Annotated in this window: 20 protein-coding genes; 14 read left to right on the forward strand and 6 right to left on the reverse strand. The window is 70.0% G+C overall.

Annotated features, from left to right (window positions below):
• The first annotated feature begins 79 nt into the window (after positions 1-79).
• From HV824_RS15000 to HV824_RS15010, 3 genes are all read left to right on the forward strand, one after another.
• On the forward strand, positions 80-931 hold the full coding sequence (locus HV824_RS15000) for a hypothetical protein (RefSeq protein ID WP_176423579.1): 852 nt from the start codon (positions 80-82) through the stop codon (positions 929-931).
• A gap of 142 nt (positions 932-1,073) precedes the next feature.
• Positions 1,074-1,556: a DUF2267 domain-containing protein gene (locus tag HV824_RS15005; protein WP_176418203.1), complete on the forward strand. Its 483-nt coding sequence runs from the start codon at positions 1,074-1,076 to the stop codon at positions 1,554-1,556.
• 111 nt (positions 1,557-1,667) lie between these two features.
• A complete protein-coding gene (locus tag HV824_RS15010; RefSeq protein WP_303623421.1) occupies positions 1,668-3,341 on the forward strand; it encodes an MXAN_5453 family MXYO-CTERM-anchored protein in 1,674 nt (557 codons plus the stop codon).
• A 52-nt stretch (positions 3,342-3,393) separates the two neighbouring features.
• Here the strand turns inward: HV824_RS15010 and HV824_RS15015 are convergent, their stop codons facing one another.
• From HV824_RS15015 to HV824_RS15035, 5 genes are all read right to left on the reverse strand, one after another.
• Entirely contained in the window at positions 3,394-4,947 is a 1,554-nt protein-coding gene (locus tag HV824_RS15015) for a HEAT repeat domain-containing protein (protein ID WP_368738063.1), read from the reverse strand.
• Positions 4,948-5,029: 82 nt separating this feature from the next.
• Complete coding sequence (dnaA, locus tag HV824_RS15020; protein WP_176418206.1) at positions 5,030-6,382, reverse strand: chromosomal replication initiator protein DnaA; 1,353 nt, start codon at positions 6,380-6,382, stop codon at positions 5,030-5,032.
• Between the two features lie 248 nt (positions 6,383-6,630).
• The gene (locus tag HV824_RS15025) at positions 6,631-8,496 is read right to left on the reverse strand and encodes a HEAT repeat domain-containing protein (RefSeq protein ID WP_176418207.1); all 1,866 of its coding nucleotides are present in this window, start codon (positions 8,494-8,496) and stop codon (positions 6,631-6,633) included.
• Between the two features lie 21 nt (positions 8,497-8,517).
• Complete coding sequence (locus HV824_RS15030; protein ID WP_176423582.1) at positions 8,518-10,938, reverse strand: hypothetical protein; 2,421 nt, start codon at positions 10,936-10,938, stop codon at positions 8,518-8,520.
• Positions 10,939-11,336: 398 nt separating this feature from the next.
• Positions 11,337-11,540: a helix-turn-helix domain-containing protein gene (locus tag HV824_RS15035; RefSeq protein ID WP_176423583.1), complete on the reverse strand. Its 204-nt coding sequence runs from the start codon at positions 11,538-11,540 to the stop codon at positions 11,337-11,339.
• A gap of 285 nt (positions 11,541-11,825) precedes the next feature.
• Here HV824_RS15035 and HV824_RS15040 point away from each other — a divergent pair, with 285 nt between their 5' ends.
• The 11 genes from HV824_RS15040 (at position 11,826) to HV824_RS15090 (ending at position 20,580) form a co-directional block, all read left to right on the forward strand.
• Positions 11,826-12,713 (forward strand): DUF2381 family protein, encoded by an 888-nt coding sequence (locus HV824_RS15040; protein WP_176423584.1) that lies wholly within the window; start codon positions 11,826-11,828, stop codon positions 12,711-12,713.
• 31 nt (positions 12,714-12,744) lie between these two features.
• The gene (locus HV824_RS15045; protein ID WP_176418211.1) at positions 12,745-13,932 is read left to right on the forward strand and encodes a serine/threonine-protein kinase; all 1,188 of its coding nucleotides are present in this window, start codon (positions 12,745-12,747) and stop codon (positions 13,930-13,932) included.
• A gap of 125 nt (positions 13,933-14,057) precedes the next feature.
• Complete coding sequence (locus HV824_RS15050; RefSeq protein WP_176418212.1) at positions 14,058-14,441, forward strand: hypothetical protein; 384 nt, start codon at positions 14,058-14,060, stop codon at positions 14,439-14,441.
• Between the two features lie 361 nt (positions 14,442-14,802).
• Positions 14,803-14,955: a 50S ribosomal protein L34 gene (gene rpmH / locus HV824_RS15055; RefSeq protein ID WP_002637840.1), complete on the forward strand. Its 153-nt coding sequence runs from the start codon at positions 14,803-14,805 to the stop codon at positions 14,953-14,955.
• Positions 14,956-14,967: 12 nt separating this feature from the next.
• Entirely contained in the window at positions 14,968-15,387 is a 420-nt protein-coding gene (gene rnpA, locus HV824_RS15060; protein ID WP_176418213.1) for a ribonuclease P protein component, read from the forward strand.
• On the forward strand, positions 15,384-15,602 hold the full coding sequence (gene yidD / locus HV824_RS15065) for a membrane protein insertion efficiency factor YidD (protein WP_176418214.1): 219 nt from the start codon (positions 15,384-15,386) through the stop codon (positions 15,600-15,602). The genes rnpA and yidD overlap by 4 nt, the downstream gene beginning before the upstream one ends.
• Positions 15,603-15,651: 49 nt before the next feature.
• Complete coding sequence (yidC, locus tag HV824_RS15070) at positions 15,652-17,460, forward strand: membrane protein insertase YidC (RefSeq protein WP_176418215.1); 1,809 nt, start codon at positions 15,652-15,654, stop codon at positions 17,458-17,460.
• On the forward strand, positions 17,457-18,221 hold the full coding sequence (locus HV824_RS15075) for a hypothetical protein (RefSeq protein ID WP_176418216.1): 765 nt from the start codon (positions 17,457-17,459) through the stop codon (positions 18,219-18,221). The genes yidC and HV824_RS15075 overlap by 4 nt, the downstream gene beginning before the upstream one ends.
• A 48-nt stretch (positions 18,222-18,269) precedes the next feature.
• Positions 18,270-18,497, forward strand: coding sequence for a hypothetical protein (locus tag HV824_RS15080; protein WP_163786312.1), 228 nt, complete (start codon positions 18,270-18,272; stop codon positions 18,495-18,497).
• Between the two features lie 72 nt (positions 18,498-18,569).
• A complete protein-coding gene (gene mnmE, locus HV824_RS15085; RefSeq protein WP_176423585.1) occupies positions 18,570-19,898 on the forward strand; it encodes a tRNA uridine-5-carboxymethylaminomethyl(34) synthesis GTPase MnmE in 1,329 nt (442 codons plus the stop codon).
• Positions 19,899-19,974: 76 nt separating this feature from the next.
• Positions 19,975-20,580 carry a Uma2 family endonuclease gene (locus tag HV824_RS15090; protein WP_176418218.1) on the forward strand — a complete coding sequence of 202 codons (606 nt, stop codon included), beginning with the start codon at positions 19,975-19,977 and terminating at the stop codon, positions 20,578-20,580.
• A gap of 25 nt (positions 20,581-20,605) precedes the next feature.
• On the opposite strand, the gene HV824_RS15095 is transcribed toward HV824_RS15090, so the two are convergent.
• Positions 20,606-20,992 (reverse strand): DoxX family protein, encoded by a 387-nt coding sequence (locus HV824_RS15095; RefSeq protein ID WP_176423586.1) that lies wholly within the window; start codon positions 20,990-20,992, stop codon positions 20,606-20,608.
• Positions 20,993-20,996: the final 4 nt, after the last annotated feature.

Raw genomic sequence — 20,996 nt, forward strand, 5'->3', positions numbered from 1 at the left:
CGCCGTGGGTAGGGAATGGTGGCGGGAGCGGCCGGTGCCCCGGGATGTTGGTTCCTGGTCAGCATGAGAGACTGAACGCATGTCCGCCGAAGTCTCATCCGGTGCCCTGCCCCGCTGCGCCCTCCACCCGGAGGCGCTCGCGGGCGCCACCTGCCAGCGCTGCGGCGGCTTCGTCTGCACCGCGTGCACGACGTGGGTGATGGGCCAGATGTATTGCCCGGACTGCGCCGCGCGTCCGGAGGTGAACTACCTGGAGACCTTCCGGCTGGGGCTCTGGGGACGGAGGGACGCGAGCGCCTGGCTGGTGATCGGTGTCGCGGAGCTGCTCTTATTTCTGGCGCTGGGGGCGCTGGTAGGGGGGACATTCCATCTCGCGCTGGCGTTCCTGGCCAGCGCGGGCGTGGGCCTGGCGTTCTTCCTGGGCATGCGCTGGGCCCGCCTGGGCCTGCTGGCCGTCCCGCTGCTGGCCATGCTGCTCACCGCGCCGTCGATGGGCGCGCCCGCGCTGGTGTTCTTCGTTCCGCTGATGGTCGCGGTGAACATCTTCCGCGACACGCGCAGCCGGCTCTTCTTCCGCCTGGACGTTCCGGAGCGCGAGTTGCGCCGACTGTGGGACCTGCGGGTCAACAACCCCCTTGCCCGGCATGCGCTGTCGTTGAGCGTGGGGTCGCTGCTCCTGCACGTGCTCACGCCGTTGCTGTCCTTCATCGGCGTGGGGTTCGTGTTGAGCTTCATCTGCATGGCCATGGCCACGCTGGCCCTCGTCCTGGGCGCGGTGGCGCTGCGGCGGGTGGACCCGGAGGCACGGCCGCCCATTGGACGGCGATGGGAAGCGCTGGGCGCGATGGGCCTGGCGCTGGCCTCGCTGACGTTCGGGTTCATGCTGCATTGGCGGCGGATGGTGGAGCTGTTCGGCGGCGCGGTGGACTGACGACGGCGAGACGGTGCCGCCAGTGCATGGCTCGCTCACCACCCTGCAGTCCCGGCGCGCGGGGGGCGGTAGGTGCCTGGGGGACGTGGGGTGCCCACGCTCACGGAGGAGACCCAAGCCAGACACCGAGGAGGCCACCGTCATGGCGAACATACGTGAGGAGCAGGGCGAGGCAGCGGAGGGCCGGAGCGCGGCCCCCAGCCTCAAGGAGCAGCGCAGCGAGTCACGCGCGGCGCAGACCTATTCGGGCTTCTTGAAGGACCTTGAAGCGAACGCGGGCGTCGTCCGCCCGCTGGCGGAGAAGGCCGCGCAGTCCGTGCTGTGCCTGCTGGAGCAGCGCCTCATGGACACCGAGGCGAAGCACCTGGAGGCCCAGCTCCCGCGGAAGGTGACGGACATGCTGAAGCGCTGTCCCCGTCACGAGGGCAAGGTCGCCAGGAAGTACAAGCTGGAGCAGTTCCTCGCCATGGTGGCCGAGGAGCTCGACACCACGCCCAACGAGGCGGAGCGCCTGGCCCGGGCCGTGTTCCTCACGGTGCGCAATCACATCAGCGAGGGCGAGGCCGACGACGTCATGGGCCAGCTCCCCGCCGACCTGCGCTCGCTGTGGGTGCCCGAGGCCTGAGCGTCGGAATCCAGTGATAGCCTGCCTTCCTTTTAAACATGGGAGGCGGCATCCATGTCAGTCGCGGGACGGAAGTGGAGTGCGCGGGCCAGTCAGGTCCGTGGAAGGACGTTGGCGCTGAGTGTGCTCACGCTGGCCGCGCCAGCCTGGGCGCAGGTGCCTGAATACACACTGGAGCTTCAGGCGCGGACCAACCTGCAGGGGAACGCGTCTGGCGCCTACAACGTGGCGCCGGGCAACCTGCTGGCGGGCAGCTACCAGCTCCCCCTCAGCGCGGACGGGCAGCTCGCCTTCCGTCTGTCGATTACGCCCGAGGGTCGCTCTGGCGTGTGGTGGGGGCAGGACGGCGTGGGGAGCCGCATCTACGTGCTTCCGGACCTGGGCGACGATGCCCGGACGGGCGACCCGGGCGTGAACTCGCGGGGGGACATCGCCTTCGCCGTCACGGGTGCTTCCGCGGCGGCCCAGAACGGCATCTATTTGCTGAATGTCGCGGCGCCGGACCCGGTGCGCATCATCCGCGTCCCCGTGGGCGCTTCCGACTGGAGCAGCCTGTGGCTCAACGAGGCCGGTCAAATGGGCTTCCGCGCCACGTTCGCGGGCGTGGGGCGCGCCTACGCCGTCGTGTCCGAGGCGCCCGACGGCAACTTCCAGGCGACCCTGCTGGCCAGTGAGCGGGCCGTCGACGGGGCGAGCCCCTACGAGTTCCTCTACTCCCCGACGATGAACGACCTGGGGCAGATGGCGGGCGTGGGAGACCTCGCGCCAGCGTCGTCGGAGTACTTCCAGGAGCTTCGCATCTTCAACGCGGATGGGACGCCGTCGCGGCTCATCGCGCAGACGCGGGGGCGGGAGGCGTCATCTCCCGTGTACCGCTTCGCGTCCGTGCAGCCCGCGCTGAACAACCACGGACAGGTGGCGTTTCTGGGAACGGCGCGGAGCGCGCAGGGAAGCAACGTCACCACGCTGTGGCGCTGGGATGGCTCCGAGCTGCGGACGGTTGCGCAGGACGGCCAGGGTGACATCCGGCAGTTGGAGTTCTTTCCGCCCGACATCAACGACAGTGGGCTCGTGGTGTTTCGCGCCTTCGACGCCGCGAACATGCGAGCGGTGTGGGTGAGCGACGGGCAGGAAACGCGGCGCGTGGCGACCGAGCACGACATCGTGTCCTCGGACCTGGGTCCCGCGCGCATCGACCAGGAGACGCCGTCCAACCCGGTGTTCGGTGGGTCGGCCTCCATCAACGCGAGGGGTGACGTCACGCTGGCCGCGGGCCTGGCGCCTCCGGACAACGACCAGGAGGAGTGGGGCACGGCGGTGTTCATCGCGCGGGCGTCGTTCCCGCAGGTGGATGGCGGCACGGGTGATCCGGATGGTGGCACGGGGACGGATCCGGACGCCGGCACGGGTGAGTCGGACGCGGGCACGGATCCGGACGCGGGTACGGAGCAAGACGCGGGCACGGAGCCCGACGCGGGCACGGGTGAGTCGGACGCGGGCATGGAGCCGGACGCCGGTCCGGGCGAGGAGCCGGACGCAGGCGAGGAGCCGGACGCGGGCGAGGAGCCGGACGCGGGCGAGGAGCCGGACGCGGGCACGGAGCCGGACGCGGGCACGGAGCCGGAGCCCGACGCGGGTTCGCGTCAGGATGCGGGGACGTCTCCGCCCCCACCGCCTCCGGACAGTGGCTGCGGGTGCCAGTCCTCGTCTCCCACCGCGCTGCTCCCGTGGATGCTCGCGGGACTGATGCGGCTCGTCGTGGGCCGCCGTCGCAAGGACGCGTAGCGCTTCGAAGTGGAACGGATGCCGGGCGAGCTCATCCGCCCGGCACCCCGCTCTACTCATCGAGCAGTGACGCCGCCAGCGCGCGCACGTTCGCGGACCCATCGTTCGCGGCCACATCGCGCAGCAGGGCGACGGTGGGGGGCTCCACGGTCCGCAGGTGGCCCAGCAGCCGCACCACTTCGATACGGACGCGCTCACTCCGCTCGGCGCGCAGCACCCGGGCCAGCGCTTCCAGGTGGGCGCCAGCGACCCGCTGAGAGACAGCCTTCACCGCGAGCGCACGAACTCGCGAGCTTGGGTCGTCGAGCATCACCTGGTCCAGCAAGGCATCCACCGCCGCGCCAGGGATGGAACGAAGCGCCTCCGTCGCCGCGCCCCGCACGGCCACCTCCGGATGCGCGAGCGACGACCTCACGTAGGCCAGTCCCGCCGGAGCGCCAGCCCGGGCCAGGGCATCCAGGCAGACCTCGGGCTCCAGCGTACCCATGCGACAGCGCCTCAAGAGCCCCTCGACCAGCACCTGGCTCCGGCCCGGCTCCGGCACCTCCAAGGCCTTTGCCAGCGTCCCCATCGACAGCGCCGCCGCGTTCCTCACCCCCGCGTCCCGTGCCCCATCCAGCACACGCTCCAGCTCATCACCGAGCAGCAGCGAAGGCCGCTCCATGTGCCCATTCGCCCGCGCCCCCTCCACGCCGGCCAACTCCGTGAGCCGCTCCGACCGCAGCGTCGCCCGCGTGGCCTCGAACGGCCTCAGCGATGAGAGCCGGTAGTCCACGCCCACGTTGGTCAGCGCGACCCGCGTCTCCTCGCGGATGCGTGGGAGCTCCGTGCCGCCGCCGCCCAGCTCCACCACCTCCGAGCCCGTCGCCTCCCTCACGTGCCCATCCGCGAACAGGGTGAAGTCCAGGTGCGCTTGCAGCCGTGGAAGCACCGCCGAGCCCGCGCGCAGGTAGCGCCGCTTCGTCTTCACGTAGGTGTTCGCGCTGCCACCCGCGCGGTACACGGCCTCCAGGTCACCGCGCGAGTCCGGCTCCTCGGTGCTCCAGCGGGCGCCCTCCTCCGCCACGAACTGCGTCGACGCGAGCAGCAGCCGCACCAGTCGCCGCGCCGCCGCGTCCTGCGCCGCATCGAAGTGCACGGCCACGATTCGGCCCCGGACGTCTTGGCCCACGTACACCGGCCGCTCGAACTTGCCCCGGAGCGCCCGCAGCGCGGCGTCACCGGGCGGCGGCGCCTCACCGGCGTCCACGACCATCCGCGTCGGCACGAAGCGGCCGGAGAACAGGTGCTGTTCACCCTCCGCGCCCAGGTAGGTGAGCTCGAGCAGGCCGCTCCAGCCCGTGTGCAGCGACTCCCGCGCGCCTGTCTGATGCTCAGTGTGGGTCCGGAGGTCCAAATCGAACGTGTACCGGAGCCGGTGGCCCACGACGAGCACCCGCTCCCGTCCCTTCACGCCCGGACGGCTCTCCAGTGGGGATGCGTCATCATCCAAGAGCTGTGAGACAGCCAGCGGTGTCTCAGGGGGCGTCGGCGTCCAAGGTGCCTGGCCCGCACGCCACATCGCGGCGGCCGTGAGCACGGCGAGCAGCAGGACCAGGCTCTTCACGCGCGGGCTCACTCCCCCGAATACGCGCCCGAGCCTCAATCCTGGCTACAGCCGCCCGGCATGAAACCAAGGCACGGCTGTTTCAGGGGTTGCCGAGCTTCAACTCCAGCTCCGCCAATTCGCGTTGCACGGTGGCGTCCGTCACGCGGAGGCCCTCCACCTTGCGCACCGCGGAGATGACGGTGGAGTGGTCCTTGCTGAAGCGCGCGGCGATCTCCGGGAAGGAGCTCTTCGTCAGCTTGCGGCTGAGGTACATGGCCACCTGACGCGCATGGGCCAGGGCCTTGTGACGGCGGTCTTCCTTCAGCGACTCCACCGTGACTTTGTAGAAGCGGGCCACCTCGCGCTGGATGGCTTCCACGTCCACCGCGCTGTGGGCGGGGAGGATGTCGCGCAGCACCTGGGCCGCGAAGTCCTCCGTCACCGGCTGGCGCGTCAGGCTGTGCACCGCGGACAGCTTCACCAGCGCGCCTTCCAACTCGCGCACGTTCTTCTGGATGTGCTTGGCGATGAAGTGCGCCACCGAGTCCGGCAAATCCAACCCTTCGGCCACGGCCTTCTTCTGGAGGATGGCCACCCGCGTCTCGTAGGTGGGCTCGCGGATGTCCGTCATCAGCCCCATGGCGAAGCGGCTGCGCAGCCGGTCCTCCAGGCCCGGAATCTCCGAGGGCACCGTGTCGCTGGTGAGGACGATGGCCTTGTTCATCTCGTACAGCGTGTTGAAGGTGTAGAAGAACTCCTTCTGCGTCTCCTCACGCTTGCCGAGGAACTGGATGTCGTCGATGAGGAGCACGTCGCACTCCTCACGGAACTTCCGGCGGAAGTCCCCCATGCGGTGCTCGCGGACGCTCTCCACGTACTCGTTGGTGAACTGCTCGCTGGAGAGGAACACCACGCGCTGGGACGGGTCCCGCTCCCAGATGAAGTTGCCCACCGCCTGGAGCAGGTGCGTCTTGCCCAGGCCCGTGCCGCCGTAGATGTAGAGCGGGTTGTAGTGGTGGCCCGGCTTGTCCGCCACGGCCTGCGCGGCGGCGGCCGGGAGCTGGTTGCTGTCCGCCACCACGAAGGTGTCGAAGGTGAAGCGCGCGTTCAGCCGCCCCGGGCGCGTGGCGCTCGCCTTGACGGAGGGTATGGGTGGAAAGTGCGGGTCCGGCTCCAGCCCCTCCACCACCTCATAGGCGATGGAGGTCAGCCCCTCCCCCATCCGCCCGAGCTGCACATCCAGCATGGGGCGGTAGTGGTCATCCACCCAGTCACGGAAGAAGCGGTCCGGGACGCCCATCACCAGGGCGCCGTCACGCACCTCCAGGGGCCGCATCCGCTCCAGCCACCTCAGCGCGTAGTCGAACTTCTCCTGGCGGATGGCATCCAGCATCCGAGCCCAGAGAATTCCAGCACTTGGGAGGGGGGTAGCGGCTTGGGCGAGGGCGTTCACGCGTGTCTCAAACGTGCGGATGCAGGGGGAAAACGAGGCGTTCGGCGGTGCTAACAGACGGTCCCTGGTGGATCAAGCAACCGGCCAAAACCGCCGTAACCTCAAGGGGTTTTCCCAACACGGATGATCCGCAACGGGCATGCCAGCCGGGCCCAGTTGTGGATCATCCCCGCCCCTACCCCAAGCGCTGGGGGACCCCGCCGAAGGCTTCACGTTGAGTGAAAACTCCGGCGTTCCCCCCGTCCTCGTCACGTCCCGAGCAGGCCGCGGATGCGCATGTGGAGCTGGGCGTCGGCCGCGTCGTGAGTGAGCAGGTGCTGGAGGAGCTGGCGCACCTCGGGCGTGCGCTGGACGTAGGGCTCCACCACCGACACCAGGGTGTGGTGGTTCTCCAGGGGCACGCTGCCGGCGAGCGCCAGGTCACGCAGTTGCCGCAGGGTGGAGTCGTCCAGGGGGCGGCGGCCCAGCGCCGTCAGCGCGGAGGACTGCACGGGGGCTTGAGGGTCCTCGGCCAGGGTGAGGAGCGAGCGCAGGGCCTGGGGCGTCTGAATCTTCCGCAGCGCGCGGGCTGATGCGCGGCGGACCTGCGCGTCCGGGTCCTGGGTGTACCGGGTGATGACGTCCACCTGCGCCTCCAGGCCCGCGTTGCCCAGCGCGAGCAGCAGGTGGGCCTTTGATTCGGGCGTGCGCGCGGTGTGCAGCTCCGACTCGAGCCGCTGGACGGCGGCCAGCGCCTCCCCGTCCTGCTGCTGCCGGTAGAGGGCGCCAGCGGTGGCGCCCAGGGCGTAGGAGGTGGCCACGCGCGTGTCGTCACGGGCCGTGAGGTGGGCGCGCTCGATGAAGCGCACCGTGTCCGGCGTGGGGCTGGTCAGCAGCGACAGGCGGCTGAGCAACATGCCGTAGGCGGGCTCGGCCAACGCCTGGGGGCTGGACAGGGCGCGCACCAGCGCCGCCTGCGCGTCCGGCGTGCCCGCGCCCGCCAGCAAATCCAACACCAGCGCCCGGCCGCGCGGCTTCAGCGTGGACTGCTGGAAGAAGTCGGCCAGCCGCGCGCACAGCTCGGGCTGCTGCTCCAGCAGGCCCGTGGCCTGGAGGAGGAAGTGGTTGTGCTCCGGGAAGGTGCCGCCGTTGGCGTACTTCTCCATCAGCTCGAAGAAGCGCTCCGGGGTGAGGCCATCCACCTGCTGCGCCAGCATCCGCTCCTGCACGCGGGCGTCCGTCACCAACTCGCCCGGCGCCAGCCGTTGGAGCGCCACGTCCGCGGGCGCCTGGGCCACGGTGAAGCGTCCTCGCGCGCCGGGCTCCAGGCGGAGCTGGACGTGCGCCGTGGCGGTGGGCTCGCCACCACCGGCCGGGCGGCGCAGCACGCGCTCCTCGCCCACGAGGCGCTCCAGGACGCCGCCGGCGTCCAGCGTCACCTCGAAGCGCGAGTCCACCTCCACGTCGCCGCCCCCGGTGCCCAGGCCCCGAGGCTCCGGGTAGGCCAGGCGCCGCTTGAGGAAGCGCGCGGGCAGGGTGTCTCCCTCCAGCCGCGTGTACTCCGCGCGCGCCACGCCTCGCGACGTCGTCTCATCCACCTGGAAGGTGTCACCGTCGCGCAGCGCCCACTGGAGCTCCCCCGCCAGCGCCTGCACGGTGTTCTTGAAGAGGGACGGGTCTGCCTCCTGGAAGGCGACGGCGCGCAGGGTGCCGTCGGCGTCCAGCTCCAGCAGGGCCTCGCGGCCGGCGAAGGTGGCCTCCACGGCCGCGGCGTCCGGCAGCAGCGCGTGGCCGAACAGCTCCAGCGAGTGGGTGCGGAGGTTCTCCAGGCTCAGCCCCACCCGCAGGGCGGTGCCCTGCGCGGGGTGGCTGCGCAGGACCAGGTCCCCTATGAAGTGGGCCTGGCCCGCCATGGCGGCGCCGTCCCGAGGTGCGCCAGCGAGGCGCACCTCGGTCCGGGCCGTGTAGTCCAGGTGATACGTCCGGCGCTCCCCCACCGGGAAGCGGAGGTGGAGGGGCGTCGTCGCGGGAGACGCCCCGGTGACAGGGGCCTGGGCCAGGTGGAGCCAGGTGGCCCCCAGGAGCAGCAGTGCCAGCAGGGCACCGCCAGTGATGACCTTGCGTGCGTTGTTCATGGGGCGTCTCCAGCGGGTGGGTTACAGCAGCGAGCGGATGTCCACGAGGTCGACGTTGAAGGCGTGGTCGAACAGCTTCACGTCCTCCTTGATGCCGTTCCAGCTCACCAGCGTCTGCTCGAACTCCGCCTCGAAGGGCCAGATGCCCACCTCCACGTAGGCGGAGATGCGGCCGGCCAGGAAGGTGAAGCGCAGGTGGGAGTTACCCTCCATGCGCAGCTTCAGCCTGCCGCCGGAGGACGTCAGATATGCGCTGGCGTCCAGCGGGACGGCGGCGTGGACCAGCTGGAGGCGGCCCTTCACGCCGGCCTCGATGATGAAGAGGTCGACGGCCGCGTACAGCTCCCCGTCCACCCGGGCGAAGGGCTCCAGGTGTCCGGCGACGCCCAGGCTCGTCACGCTGCACTGGGTGGTGCCCGTCACCTGGTGCTCGGCCGTCAGCCGGTAGTCGAGCCCCACCACGCCGGCCACCTTGGCCCCGAGCGTCACGGGGACCACGACGATGACGAAGGTGGCGTGGGCGTTCACCAGCGTGGCGGACTTCTCCTGCTTGCCGGACACGATGTTGAACTGGCCCAGCGCCAGGTCGCGGTGCACGTCCACCAGCGGCACGGTGTTGTCGAGCACGTCCAAATCAATGTCCGCGCGCTTCTGCGTCACCTGCGTCTGGGCGTGGATGAGGTTGGCGCTGATGCCCAGGGCGCTGCCGGTGGCGTCGAAGCTGCCCGTCACCTCCGGGGAGAGGCCGCAGTCGGGCGTGTGCTTCACGTTGTTGACGGCGACGGCCACCTGGTAGTTCGCGGTGGCGCCGAAGGTGTCATTGCCCAGGCTGTAGCTGTCACCGGACTCCCACCGCAGGCGGGGCTGCGCCGTCTTCGGGTCCAGCATGGTGCCCACCGTGGCGGACAGGGCGCGCAGGTACTGGTCGCGGCGGATGAAGTACGTCTCCAGGCGCAAGGGGCTCGTCGTGTAGTTCTGCGCGGGGAAGTTGACGCCGCCGTGCACCAGGGCCTTCGCCTTGAGGTCGGCGAAGTCGTCGCGGGTGTAGCGCGCGCACTTCTGGAAGTCCTGCTCGCGGGCGCCCTGGTAGAGGTTCATCACGCGCCGGGCGAAGCGCTTGGGGGACCAGTCACAGGGGGCGGGCATCTTGCCCGTCTGGAAGGCGAGGCAGCCGCGCGCCTGGGCCTGCTGGAGCGCCGCCTCGATGACGTCATCCAGGGCGGCGAGCTCGTAGGCGCGGGTGATGATGGGGTCCTGGGGCTCGTCGCCCGACAGGTTGCTGGACGTGTCCGTGGGCGGGGCCTGGAGCATCCCCGGAATCGGGCGGAAGCGCAGGGCCAGCTCCGACTGGATGGCGGCCACCCGGTCCTTGCGCTGCTGGATGAGCGCGGCGAAGTCCTCCTGGAGCTGGTCCAGCGAGTACAGCTGTTCGTCCAGCACCGCGGCGTTGCGCGTGCTCATGGAGCGGTGCCACGACCAGCTCTCGTTGTAGTAGCTGGCGCCCTGGGACAGGGTGGTCCGCAGCGCCGAGGGCAGGACGGTGCCGTAGAGGTTCAGGTCGCGGTGCAGGTCCTTGAGCTCGATGATGGCCCCGCCCATGACGCCGGGCAGCGGCACCACGCGGTCCCGGGTGCTGGCGCCGATGAGGACCTTGCCCTGGGCTGGGGCGGGCACGGTGAAGAACTCGTTCTTCGGCGCGCCCGAGGGGAACTGGATGGCGGGCTGGATGGGCGTGCCGTCCTTGCCGCGCTGCACCGGGTCCTGAATCGCGCGCGTGCCAATGGCGGTGGCGGGGACGGTGCCGCCGCTGGGCGCCGCGGCGAAGGCGAGGCCATGGATGCGGCGGTAGTCGGTGCCGAGGGAGGCGGTGGCGAACTCGAAGACGCTGTAGTCGTAGTACTTCTCGTGCACGTACTCCTGGCAGGAGTCGATGGTGGTGCCGCTGTTGTCCCACCCGGCGAGCTGGAGCGCGCGCAGGAACTTGATCCACCCGGCGGACTGGGACGTGGCCGGGAAGTAGGTCTGGTCGCGGTGCGAGGCGCCCAGCAGGAAGCCGGCGAGCCCGTTCATGCTGCGCCCGTTCGCGTCCTCTTCGATGAAGGCCACCGGCTTGGTGGCGACGTCCGGCTCCACCGTCTGGCCGCTCGCGTTGCGCGTGACGGGCACCAGCACGGTGCGCTCGGGCAGGCTGGCCACTGCGTCCAGCGCGGCGTCGCGCACCAGGACGTTGCAGGTGGCGTTCGGGTTCGTCCTCGCCGCCTGCCGCGCCAATTGGGCGCAGAGGGTGGTGCCGGTCTGGCAGTCCTGCAGCGTGGGGACATAGGCCACGCAGAGGTTGTAGATGGGCGACGTGGGGATGGTGGGAATCGGCGTGAAGGCCAGGGCGGGCGCCGCGGACATGACGAGTCCGAGCACGGCGACCTGGGGTCGCGTGAGTGACATGGTGTGGACACCTTCTGTGTGGGTTTCCCGGAGAACGGTGCTCTCAGATTTCCTTCGCCGGAAAAAAGCGGTGTCGCTGGACGGGTGCGGGAGGCCCCAGGGCGCTCTCAGGTGTTGCGAGCTTGAGGCGGGCCTGAGGTGCCTGCCCGGGTGTTGCCGTGCACGTCGCTTGAGTCGACTGGTGGATGGCCGCGGGACGGCGGTTCCCCAGTCACGTCAAGGCCTTGGCCACGCTTCGGCGATGCCCTTCGGGCAGCCTTGACCCGACCGGAGAACCTTGGGATGGGCGCAATAGTCCATCCATCCATCAACGTGCGCGGCAACAGCTGGAGCCGGTCGGCACCGTAGAGAGTGGGTCGGCTCGCGTAGGCGGCCGTTCGAGAATCACAATCCTTGATTCAGGCGCGCCGCTTCAGTGGCTTGAAGAGGCGAACCACATCGACCTCAAAGCCTTCGCAAACGCGGGCAAGCGACGTGAAGGTGAGGTTGGCTTCTTCTCCCTCCACGCGCTGGTAGAGGCGCGTCGTCATGCCGCAGCGGTGGGCCGCTTCTTCCTGCGTCCAGCCCTTCTGTTCGCGGAGGCGCCGGACCGCCGCGGCCAAACGCTGCTGGAGCGCGCGGTAGGCGTCGCTCTCGTACTGCTCCGCCCGCTCAGGCCGGCGTTTTCTGTCGACCCGGGGCCCCATCTTGCGGCGGGACCGTAGGAGCGTCTACAAGAGCTTCACCACGTCTCTAAAGACGTGTCGCTAGCGTCGTTTATCGACGCTGGGTCCAGCTGACGAGGCCGCGAATGGCTCCGGTGAAGTGCGGGAAGTGCGGCAGTCGGGTCGAAGGCTTGATGATGAACGTGCTGATGAGGCGCTGCGAGTTCAGCGGGCTCTGACCACGTGCTCGGTTCCTTGAACCCGTTGCCGTTGATGCTGTTGCTGCTGGCATGCGCGGCGGCCGCCCAGTCGCAGCCTGGCGGCGAGCGCAAGCTGCGGCAGCGGACCCTCTCCTTGCCCGCTGCAGGTGAGGACGTGACGGTGCGGGTCGCGCGAGGAACGCTCACCACCCTCACCTTCGATTCGAACCTCGGCATGAAGGGCGTGCAGCTCGGGGGACGTGAGTCGCACTTCGAGCGAGTTGATGAGCACGAGAGATTGGTCTCCTTCAAGCCGAAGGTCGACCTGGTGCCCGGCGAGCGCCTGCTGCTCACCGTGCGTTTCGCGGACGGCGCTGCGCCGGCAGAGGCGACGTTCGAGCTCATCGCCGCCGGGGATGAAGTGGACGCATCCGTGGAGGTGATTCGCCGCACGCGTTCCGTCGAGGCGCTCCAGGTGGAGCTGCGCGAGCTGAGGGCCAAGTACGCGGCGCTGCGGGACGGCAGTGGCGATGGGGGACCGGAGGGGATGGTCCTCTCCGGCTGGCTCACTCAGGACATTCGAGTCCGGCGATTCGACGCTCGCGTGCCACCTGACAATTCGAGCGGGCTCAGGGTGGAGGATGGCGTGGGCTACCGCACCGGCAAGTGGGCGCTGGTGGCTGTTCGACTCCGCAGCCAGCCAGGAACACGTCGCTGGACGTTGGGTGAGGTGAAGCTGTCGTCGGTCCGGGGAGCCCCTGTGAAGGTGCTCTCCGTGCGCATGGACAGGCCGCAGTTGGCTCCCGGAGAGGAAGGGCTCCTCCTCGTACGCACCGAAGCCCCCTGGTGGGAACTGGGCGAGGAGCTGCGCCTCGAGCTGAAGGACAAGGAAGGCAGCGGTTCGCTGCCCTTGAGCGGAGTGGTTTTCTGACCGCGCCGCAGGCGGCGCAGGGGCATTGGCCATGGCGATGATTCCGATTCACCCCGACCAACTCGTGCCCGGAAGCCGCGTTGGCCCCTGGCGCGTGCTCGCGCCATTGGGAGCTGGCGGCTTCGGCCGCGTCTTCAAGGTGGAGCGCGAAGAGCAGCCAGGGAGGACCTACACGTTGAAGGTCGCGCTTCGACCTTCCAGCGCCCATCTCCCGGAAGAGGAGAACGTGGAGGAGCGCATGTCCCGCGAGGTGGCCATCCACATGGCCTACGACACGGGGCTGAAGGTTCATGCTGTCGACCACTGGCCCATCCTCAGTGGCTTCCTCTACTTCGTCACGGACTACGTCGAGGGAGAGACGCTCCACGAGTGGCGCTGGCGCACCGAGCCTTCTGCCGCGCGGCTGCTCACCGTCTTCACGGAAGTGGTGCGCCAGGTCAGCGCTCTGCACCAGCGTGGGGTGTGTCACCGCGACCTGAAGAGCGACAACATCCTCATTCGCACGGAGGACGAGAAGCCGCTCGTCTTCGACTATGGCGTGGCCCGCCTTCCGGGCATGACGACGTTGACGGTGGGGGTGCCGCCAACCTCGCCGTACCTGCTCCCTCCTGAGTGCGTGACCTTCTTGGGAAAGGAGACCTGGAAGCAGGGCGCTCACTTCGACCCGGGCGTACCTGGGGACCTCTATGCGCTCGGGATGCTGCTCTTCGAGGCGCTCACCGATGGCTATGCCTTCCATCCGAAGTTGCCGTACGACCTGCTGGTGGTGGCCATCGCAACGCGGGTGCCGGCCGCGCCGCACATGCTCAACCCGAAGGTGCCGCGCGTGTTGAGCGACATCACCCTGCGCTTGCTGGAGAAGCGGCCCGAGGCGCGCTACCCCAGCGCCGAGGCGCTGCTTCAGGCCCTCTGGGATGCCGCCAAGGAGCGGAAGCAGCCCGAGTGGCAGACCTCCCTGGCGCTGCCTCCGCCGGAGGAAGAAGCGCTCGAAAGCCCTACCCCGGCCGCGCACCTTCATGCCGCCGAGGAATCGTCTGCGGTCGAAGGCGTGGAACGGGCAGCAGCGGCGGATGAACTGGCGCAGGTGAAGGCGGAAACGCCCGGAGCCCCGATGCTGGAGGGGACCGACGGCGTCTCCGTGGAAGCGCCGGTCCTCCCACGGTGGCGTTCTGTGCTGTGGTCCTTGTGCTCCCTGCTGGTGCTTTCTCTGGCCCTCTGACTGCTCTTCGCTCTGGCCCATCCAAGTTCCTGACAGCCACGCTCTGCGCTGTGGCAGGGCTGGCTTGCTCCGCGGCCCAGGTGCGGCCTGAGCCCGCGGAGTGTCCCGAGGAGGCCCGTGAGGCCATGTCCCGAGTCCTGGCGGTGGACACCACGAAGGGGCTCAAGGCCGTCATCGACATCAACCAGCCCGGAGATCAGAGCCAGCTCGGCACGTACCGCAACGGCGCCGTGGTCGGCCGAATCGCGGGCTACTCCTGGGCGGATCCTTCATTGCCTGATGGGACCTTGCTGTACGGACGACTCTGGACAGGCCTCGTTGATGAGTACGGTCGACCGGCGGCGATGGCCCGCTACTCCGAGGCGAAGCTTCCGGATGGGCGCACCTTCCCGGTGTGCATCGTCGTTGGGAACCCGGATGGCCGCGTCAGGACGCAGCCAGGCTCCAACCCGGATACCGCAGTGTTGCCTCGGGAGTTGCCGGTGAGCGCCGTGGAGCGGTGGCCATGACGGCCGTGCGGGTGAGAATGCCCGCTCGGGGGGGCTTGTGAGTGTAGGTAGGGCACGAGGCCGCCCGGCAGTCAGGCCGCTGCTGGAAAAAACCACCCGGGAAACAGACGTCCGCGCCGGTCGCGATTAAACTCCCGCCGCCGTGCGTTGGGCGGTGGTCAGCACCGTCAGTCTCACCCCAGCCTTCATCGCCCTACCTCGGGCCGGCCCATGGGGCCTCCCGGGGCGGGTTCCAGAGTGGGCCGGGGTGATCCAACGTTGACTTACCCTGGAAATGGGGGTACGGACCCGCCCCTTTCCCTAGTTCAGGTCGCGCCGGAGCGGTAGGAGGCGCCGCCGTCATCACCAAGGAGTTAGAGCCGTGTCCAAGCGCACGTACCAGCCGTCGAAGGTCCGCCGCAATCGCGCCCACGGGTTCCGCAAGCGGAACGCCACGAAGGGCGGCCGGGATGTCCTCAAGCGTCGTCGTGCGAAGGGTCGCAAGCGGCTCGTCGTGTCCGCTCCCAAGAAGTAGGCGAGTTCGCGTGTGAGGGCCGAGGGTGCGACGCCGGGCCAGTCCCGCCCGGCAGACCAGCGCTTCCCCAAGGCCCTGCGCCTGCTTCAACGGCGCGAGTTCCTCGAGGTCCAGGAAGGCGGGCAGAAAGTCCCTTCGGACTGCCTCCTGGCCCTCGTGAAGCGCAATGGCCGGCCGTACTCACGTGTTGGCCTGACCGTGTCGAGCAAGGTAGGCAACGCCGTCGTCCGAGCGCGCTTGAGGCGCGTGCTGCGGGAGCTCTTTCGCAAGCGCCGCATGCAATGGCCGCCGGGCCTGGACGTCGTCCTGGTGGCACGCTCCTCCGCGAAGGACGCCTCCTCTCCGGCGCTGGCGCGGGCCTTCGACGGTGTCACCCGTAAGCTGCAGCGGCTGCCCCGCGCGGAGACGAAGCCGAAGGAGCCGCCCAGATGAGCCCCCTGGCCTTCGTCATCTCGCTGCCCATCCGCTTCTACCGGAAGTTCCTCGGACCGCTGCTCCCTCGGGTGTGTCGGTTCCATCCTTCGTGCTCCACGTACGCCATGGAGGCGCTGGAGAAGCACGGCGGCCTCAAGGGGTCGTGGCTCACTCTCTGGCGGCTCATGCGCTGCCAGCCCTTCCACCCCGGCGGTATCGACCCGGTGCCGTGACGAGGGGTTCCACCCATTGCCGCCCTCTCCCCCGTGGAGGGGGGAGTCTATGAACGATCCGCTCTCGCCCCAGTCGAACGATTCGCAGAAGCGACTGCTGGCGGCCCTGGCCCTCTCGTTCGCGGCCACTGCCGTCTATACCTTCTTCTTCGCGCCCACGCCGCCGCCCGACTCGGAAGTCCCCGACGCGGGCGTGGTGGCCACGGCGCCCGCCGATGCCGGCACCCCCCCGGCCGTCCAGCCTCCCGAAGGCGGCGCCGGGACGGGCACCACCGCGGAGGCCCCGCCGCCTCCGGCGCGCAAGGCGGAGCTGCTCCGCGACGAGTCCGTCTACACCTTCTCCTCCGAGGGCGCCGGCCTCACCGCCGCCGTGCTCAAGGGCGCGAAGATGCGGGAGCAGCAGGAGCTCACCGTCGCCCAGGGCTTCCAGAAGCTGGTCGGCAAGGAGATTCCCCCCGCGCCGCAGATGGACCTGGCGCGCCCCACCCCGGGGCAGCCGCTGCCCCTGGCCGTGTCCATCACCGGCGCCAGCCCGCTGCCCGCGGACCTGAACTACGCCATGGATGAAGGCGCCCCGGGCAGCGCCGACGGCGTCACCTTCACCGGCCGCCGCGGCCCGTGGGAGGTCGTGAAGACGGTGAAGTGGCCCCAGGACGGCTTCGAGCTGTCCTACACCCTCCAGGTGCGCAACACCTCCGGCCAGCCGCAGAGCGGCGAGCTGCAGGTGCACCACAACCGCGCCATCGACCCCAACTTCGAGCACGCGCCGTCCTTCTTCGGCGGCGTGGGCAACCTGAGCCGCTCCGCCTGCTGGGTGGGTGACGCGCTCCAGAAGATGAGCCCGGGGGATGACGCCCCGGACGCCGAGGACGTCCGCGGCCAGGTGCAGTTCTTCGGCATCGACCAGCAGTACTTCCTGTCCGCGCTCTACCCGCTGGAGGGGCCGCGCGCCGGCTCGTGCGCCTTCGAGGCCACGCCCACCCTGCGCAAGGTGACGGCGTCCTTCCCGATTACGGCGGCCCCGGGCGAGACGGTGACGCTGCGCTTCGGCGGCTACTTCGGCCCCAAGGACCCGGACATCCTGTCCCTGGTGCCCGGCGCCTCGCTGCGCGCGTCCACCGGCCTGGGCGAGGCCGCCTTCCACCCGCCGCTGGCGGAGACGGTGGACTTCGGCATCTGGGCCGTCATCTGCAAGGTCCTGCTGACCGTCATGAAGTTCTTCTACGGCCTCACCGGCAACTGGGGCGTGGCCATCATCCTGCTCACGGTGGTGGTGAAGCTCGTGCTGCTGCCCCTCACCTACCGCTCCATGGTCAGCATGGAAGAGGTGAAGAAGCTCCAGCCGCGCATGGAGGAGATCCGCAAGAAGCACGCGGACAACCGCGAGCAGCAGAACCTCGAAATCATGAAGCTGTACCAGGAGGCCAAGGTGAACCCGCTGGGCGGGTGTCTCCCCCTCCTCATCCAGATGCCGGTGTGGATTGCGCTGTTCACCGCGCTGCGCAACAGCTTCGACATCTACGGCGAGCCCTTCGTCGGACCCATCTGGCGTGACCTGACCTACAAGGACCCCACGTACCTGTTGCCGCTGGCGCTGGGCGTGTCCATGGTCATCACCCAGAAGATGCAGCCGCAGATGATGGATGCGGCCCAGGCCAAGATCATGACCTGGTTCCTGCCCATCATCTTCACGCTGACGCTGCTGCAGTACCCGGCCGGCCTGTCGCTCTACATCTTCACGAACAACATCCTCTCCATCGCGCAGCAGTACGGCCTGCGGAAGTGGCTGGACCGGAACAAGCCCCAGACGGGCGGTGGGACGCCGGCGGTGGCCGGTGCGGGAGGCAGGCGCAAGTGAGCGAGCAGGTTCCCCAGCAGACGCCGTCCACCCCGGACTCCGGCGCTTCGTCCGCGGAGTTCCGGGGCCGTGTGGAGAAGCTCCTCGGCGACATCCTCGGGCTGATGGGCTTCCCGGCGCGCCTGGACATGAAGGACGGCGCCGACGGCAGCCTGTCGGTGGCGCTCCACTTCGAGCCCGCACCGCCTCCCGGTGTGGAGGTGGGACGGCGCAGTCAGGTGGTGGACTCGCTCCAGTTCCTGCTGAACAAGATGCTGCACCGCCCCGGCGCTGACCGGCGCTGGGTGATGCTGGGCGCGGGGATGCACCCGGAGCCCCGTCAGCGCCGTGAGCCCCAGGCCGCGGCAGCTCAAGCCGCGGCTCCGGCAGCCCCCGCCGCGCCCCGTGCCGCGGCGGCCCAGGCGCCTGCTCCGGCGAAGGGGGGCCAGCGGGGGGCGCAGACGTCCGCCGCCAAGGCCGCTCCCGCCAGCAAGGGCGACGGGGATGAGCGCTCGGTGACGGTGGAGGAGGATGCCGAGTTGAAGGCGGCCGTCCGCACGCTGGCGGAGAAGTCGGCCAGCCTGGGCCGCTTCTACGCGGTTGCCGCCATGAAGCTTGAAGACCGCGCGCGCGTCCTCACGTCAGTAGAAGGAGTGGGTGGCGTGAAGGTGTCGGCGGAGGGCGAGGGCCGCAACCGCCGCGTGGTGTTCACTCCGGACAAGCCCGCCCCGCTTCCCAAGCGGAGCATGCTGCCGGACGACGAGGACGACTTCGACGCGTGAGCCGCTGAGCGCGCCGCGCGCGCCGGGGCTCCCGAAGCGAGACCAGGGATGGGCAAGGCGAAAGCTCTCAAGGACAAGCTGTACGGCGCGGCGGTGCTCAAGATGAGCTTCCGCCTCCGCGGGGATGAGGAGTCCCCCGCGTTCCGCTTCGTCTACCCGGGCGTCCTGCGGGATTTGGAGCTCGAGGACGAGGCGGTGGAGCGGTACATCGAGGAGCACCGCGAGGCCGTGGAGAAGGCCGCTCGCGGCTCCACGCCGCCCATGGGCACCCGCTGACGCAGCGGGGCCCGCGCTGCGTCAGGTTCCAGGTGGCTTCGCTCCACTGGCCGCGTATGACGTCTTCCCCGTATGACGTCTTCCTCCATGACCATCGCCGCCCTGGCCACCGCGCCCGCCGCGGGCGCCGTGGGCATCCTCCGGCTGTCCGGCCCTGACGCGCTGGACGTGGGCCGGCTGCTGGCCCCCGGTGTGCCCGCCCAGCCCACGCCGCGCCATGCGTACCTCGCGTCCTTCGTGGACGTGGAGGGACGCGCGCTGGACGAGGGGCTGTTCCTCTACTTCCGCGGACCCCAGTCCTTCACGGGCGAGGACGTGGTGGAGCTGCAGGCGCACGGCAGCCCACGGCTCTTGAGCCTGCTCCTGGCGCGGGCGCTGGAGGACGCGCGCGTGCGCCACGCCGCGCCCGGTGAGTTCACGCGTCGCGCGTTCCTCAACGGGCGGTTGGACCTGACGCGCGCGGAGGCCGTGGCGGACCTGGTGGCGGCGGACTCGGAGGCCGCGGTGCGCGCCGCCGCCGCGGGGCTCTCCGGGGTGCTCGCCTCGCGAGTGCAGGCGCTGGAGGAGCCGCTGCGCGCGCTGCACGCGGACATGGAGGGCGTGCTCAGCTTCCCCGACGAGGCAGAGGGCGCGGACGAGGACGTGGGCGCGCGTGTCACCGCGCTGCGTGCCCAGGCGGAGGCGCTGTTGTCCGAGGCGGGCCGGGGCCGGCTGGTGCGCCGGGGCGCGCGGGTGGCGCTGTTCGGTCCCGTCAACGCGGGCAAGTCCACGCTGTTCAACCGGCTGGTGGGCGAGTCGCGCGCGCTGGTGGACGACGAGCCCGGCACCACGCGCGATGCGCTGGAGGCCCGCGTCGAATGGGACGGGCTGGCGGTGACGCTCTTCGACACCGCGGGGCTGCGGGAGACGCCGGGACGCGTGGAGGCGCTGGGCATCGCTCGCACGCGCGAGCTGCTCGCGGGCGTGGACCTGGCCGTGCTCGTGCTTCCGCCGGGTGTCACGCAGCCAGAGGCCGACGCGTGGACGCGTGACGCGGGTGGCACGCCCGTGCTGGTGGTGGACGGCAAGTGCGACGTGGCGGAAGCGCCCGGCTCGCCGCGCCAGCGCGTGAGCGGCCTCACCGGTGAAGGTGTGGACGCGCTTCGCGACGACATGCTCGGGCGGCTGTGGGGGGGTGGCACGCCCTCCGCGGTGGCGCTCGTCTCCGAGCGTCACGCCGATGCCTTGCGTCGCGCGTCCGAGGCGCTGGGCCGCGCGGAGCGCGCCTCGCGCGTGTCCACCCTGGAGGTCGTCTCCGGTGAAGTGGGGCTCGCGCTGGAGGCGCTCGGCGAAGTGTCCGGTACCGTGGTTTCGGAGGCCCTGTTGGACGCAATCTTCCAGCGCTTCTGCATCGGGAAATGACGCCTTCCGTCGAGCGGAGGACGTGTCAGACGGCTCCCTAGAATGCCCGCCTCAACCGGTGATTCTCGGAGGCGCTGTGATTGAAGGAACCATCCCCCTGGCGAACCATTCGATGCTCTCGGCCCTGCCCTCGGGCTGGGTGGGGGAGATTCTGGACGAGGAGCTGGTCGCCTCGCCTCGTCCCACCGCCGCGCAGACGCGCGCGGCCTTCATGCTGGGCGTGGAGCTGGGAGAGCAGCTCGACAAGCGCCGTGGCGGCAGCGGCCGCTGGTGCTTCCTGCGCGCGCCCGAGCTGCACCTCGGCCACGACATGCTCGTGCCGGACATGGCCGGCTGGCGCCGCGAGCGCCTGGACGTGCCCTTCGAGCCGGACGTCCCCTTCCTCACGCTGGTGCCGGACTGGGTCTGCGAGGTGCTGACGCCCTCCACCGCCGCGCTGGACCGCGCGCGCAAGCTGCCGCTCTACGCGCGCGCGGGCGTGTCACACGTGTGGCTGGTGGACCCCGCCGCGCGCACGCTGGAGGTGTACCAGCGCGTCAAGCGGGGCTGGCTGCTGACGGGGAGCTACGAGGACGACTCGCTGGTGCGGGCCGACCCCTTCCCGTCGTCGACGTTGGAGCTGGGCTCGCTGTGGCTGCCCGAGGGCTCCGAGAAGCCCTCCCTGCTGGCGGCTGTTCCGTGAGGCGCGTGGGCGCCCGCCAGCGCCGTCACGCGGCGGCTGCCACCACCGGCTTGAGGATGTAGCGGCCGTACGTCACGAAGGCGAGCAGCACACCCATCACGAGCGACCAGAGCATCGGGTTCTCGGGCGTCAGCTTCGTCGAATGACGCGCATACAGCACCGCGAGCGCGAACGTCTCGAACGTGAGCACCGCGGCCGCGTGCGCGGTGAGGCTGGGCATCCACTTGAACGCCGCCGGGACGATGAGCAGCACGCCACCGGCCATCTCAAGGAAGCCGAGTGCCCGCCAGGCCCCGAGGGGGACCTCGCTGAACTGGCTCGCGAGCTGCTGAAACGAGAACGCCTTGTATGACCCGCCCGCGAGGAACAGCAGCGCGAGGACGGCCTGAAGAATCCAGATGACGATGTTCATGGGG

This window comes from Myxococcus sp. AM009, from assembly GCF_013372605.1.
Taxonomy (GTDB): Bacteria; Myxococcota; Myxococcia; order Myxococcales; family Myxococcaceae; genus Myxococcus; species Myxococcus vastator.

Coding starts and splice junctions, on each gene's coding strand:
- HV824_RS15000 (WP_176423579.1), top strand. CDS start 80: ATGTCCGCCGAAGTCTCATCCGGTGCCCTGCCCCGCTGCGCCCTCCAC.
- HV824_RS15005 (WP_176418203.1), top strand. CDS start 1,074: ATGGCGAACATACGTGAGGAGCAGGGCGAGGCAGCGGAGGGCCGGAGC.
- HV824_RS15025 (WP_176418207.1), bottom strand. CDS start 8,496: ATGAACAACGCACGCAAGGTCATCACTGGCGGTGCCCTGCTGGCACTG.
- HV824_RS15030 (WP_176423582.1), bottom strand. CDS start 10,938: ATGTCACTCACGCGACCCCAGGTCGCCGTGCTCGGACTCGTCATGTCC.
- HV824_RS15045 (WP_176418211.1), top strand. CDS start 12,745: ATGGCGATGATTCCGATTCACCCCGACCAACTCGTGCCCGGAAGCCGC.
- HV824_RS15050 (WP_176418212.1), top strand. CDS start 14,058: ATGTCCCGAGTCCTGGCGGTGGACACCACGAAGGGGCTCAAGGCCGTC.
- yidD (WP_176418214.1), top strand. CDS start 15,384: ATGAGCCCCCTGGCCTTCGTCATCTCGCTGCCCATCCGCTTCTACCGG.
- yidC (WP_176418215.1), top strand. CDS start 15,652: ATGAACGATCCGCTCTCGCCCCAGTCGAACGATTCGCAGAAGCGACTG.
- HV824_RS15080 (WP_163786312.1), top strand. CDS start 18,270: ATGGGCAAGGCGAAAGCTCTCAAGGACAAGCTGTACGGCGCGGCGGTG.
- mnmE (WP_176423585.1), top strand. CDS start 18,570: ATGACGTCTTCCTCCATGACCATCGCCGCCCTGGCCACCGCGCCCGCC.
- HV824_RS15095 (WP_176423586.1), bottom strand. CDS start 20,992: ATGAACATCGTCATCTGGATTCTTCAGGCCGTCCTCGCGCTGCTGTTC.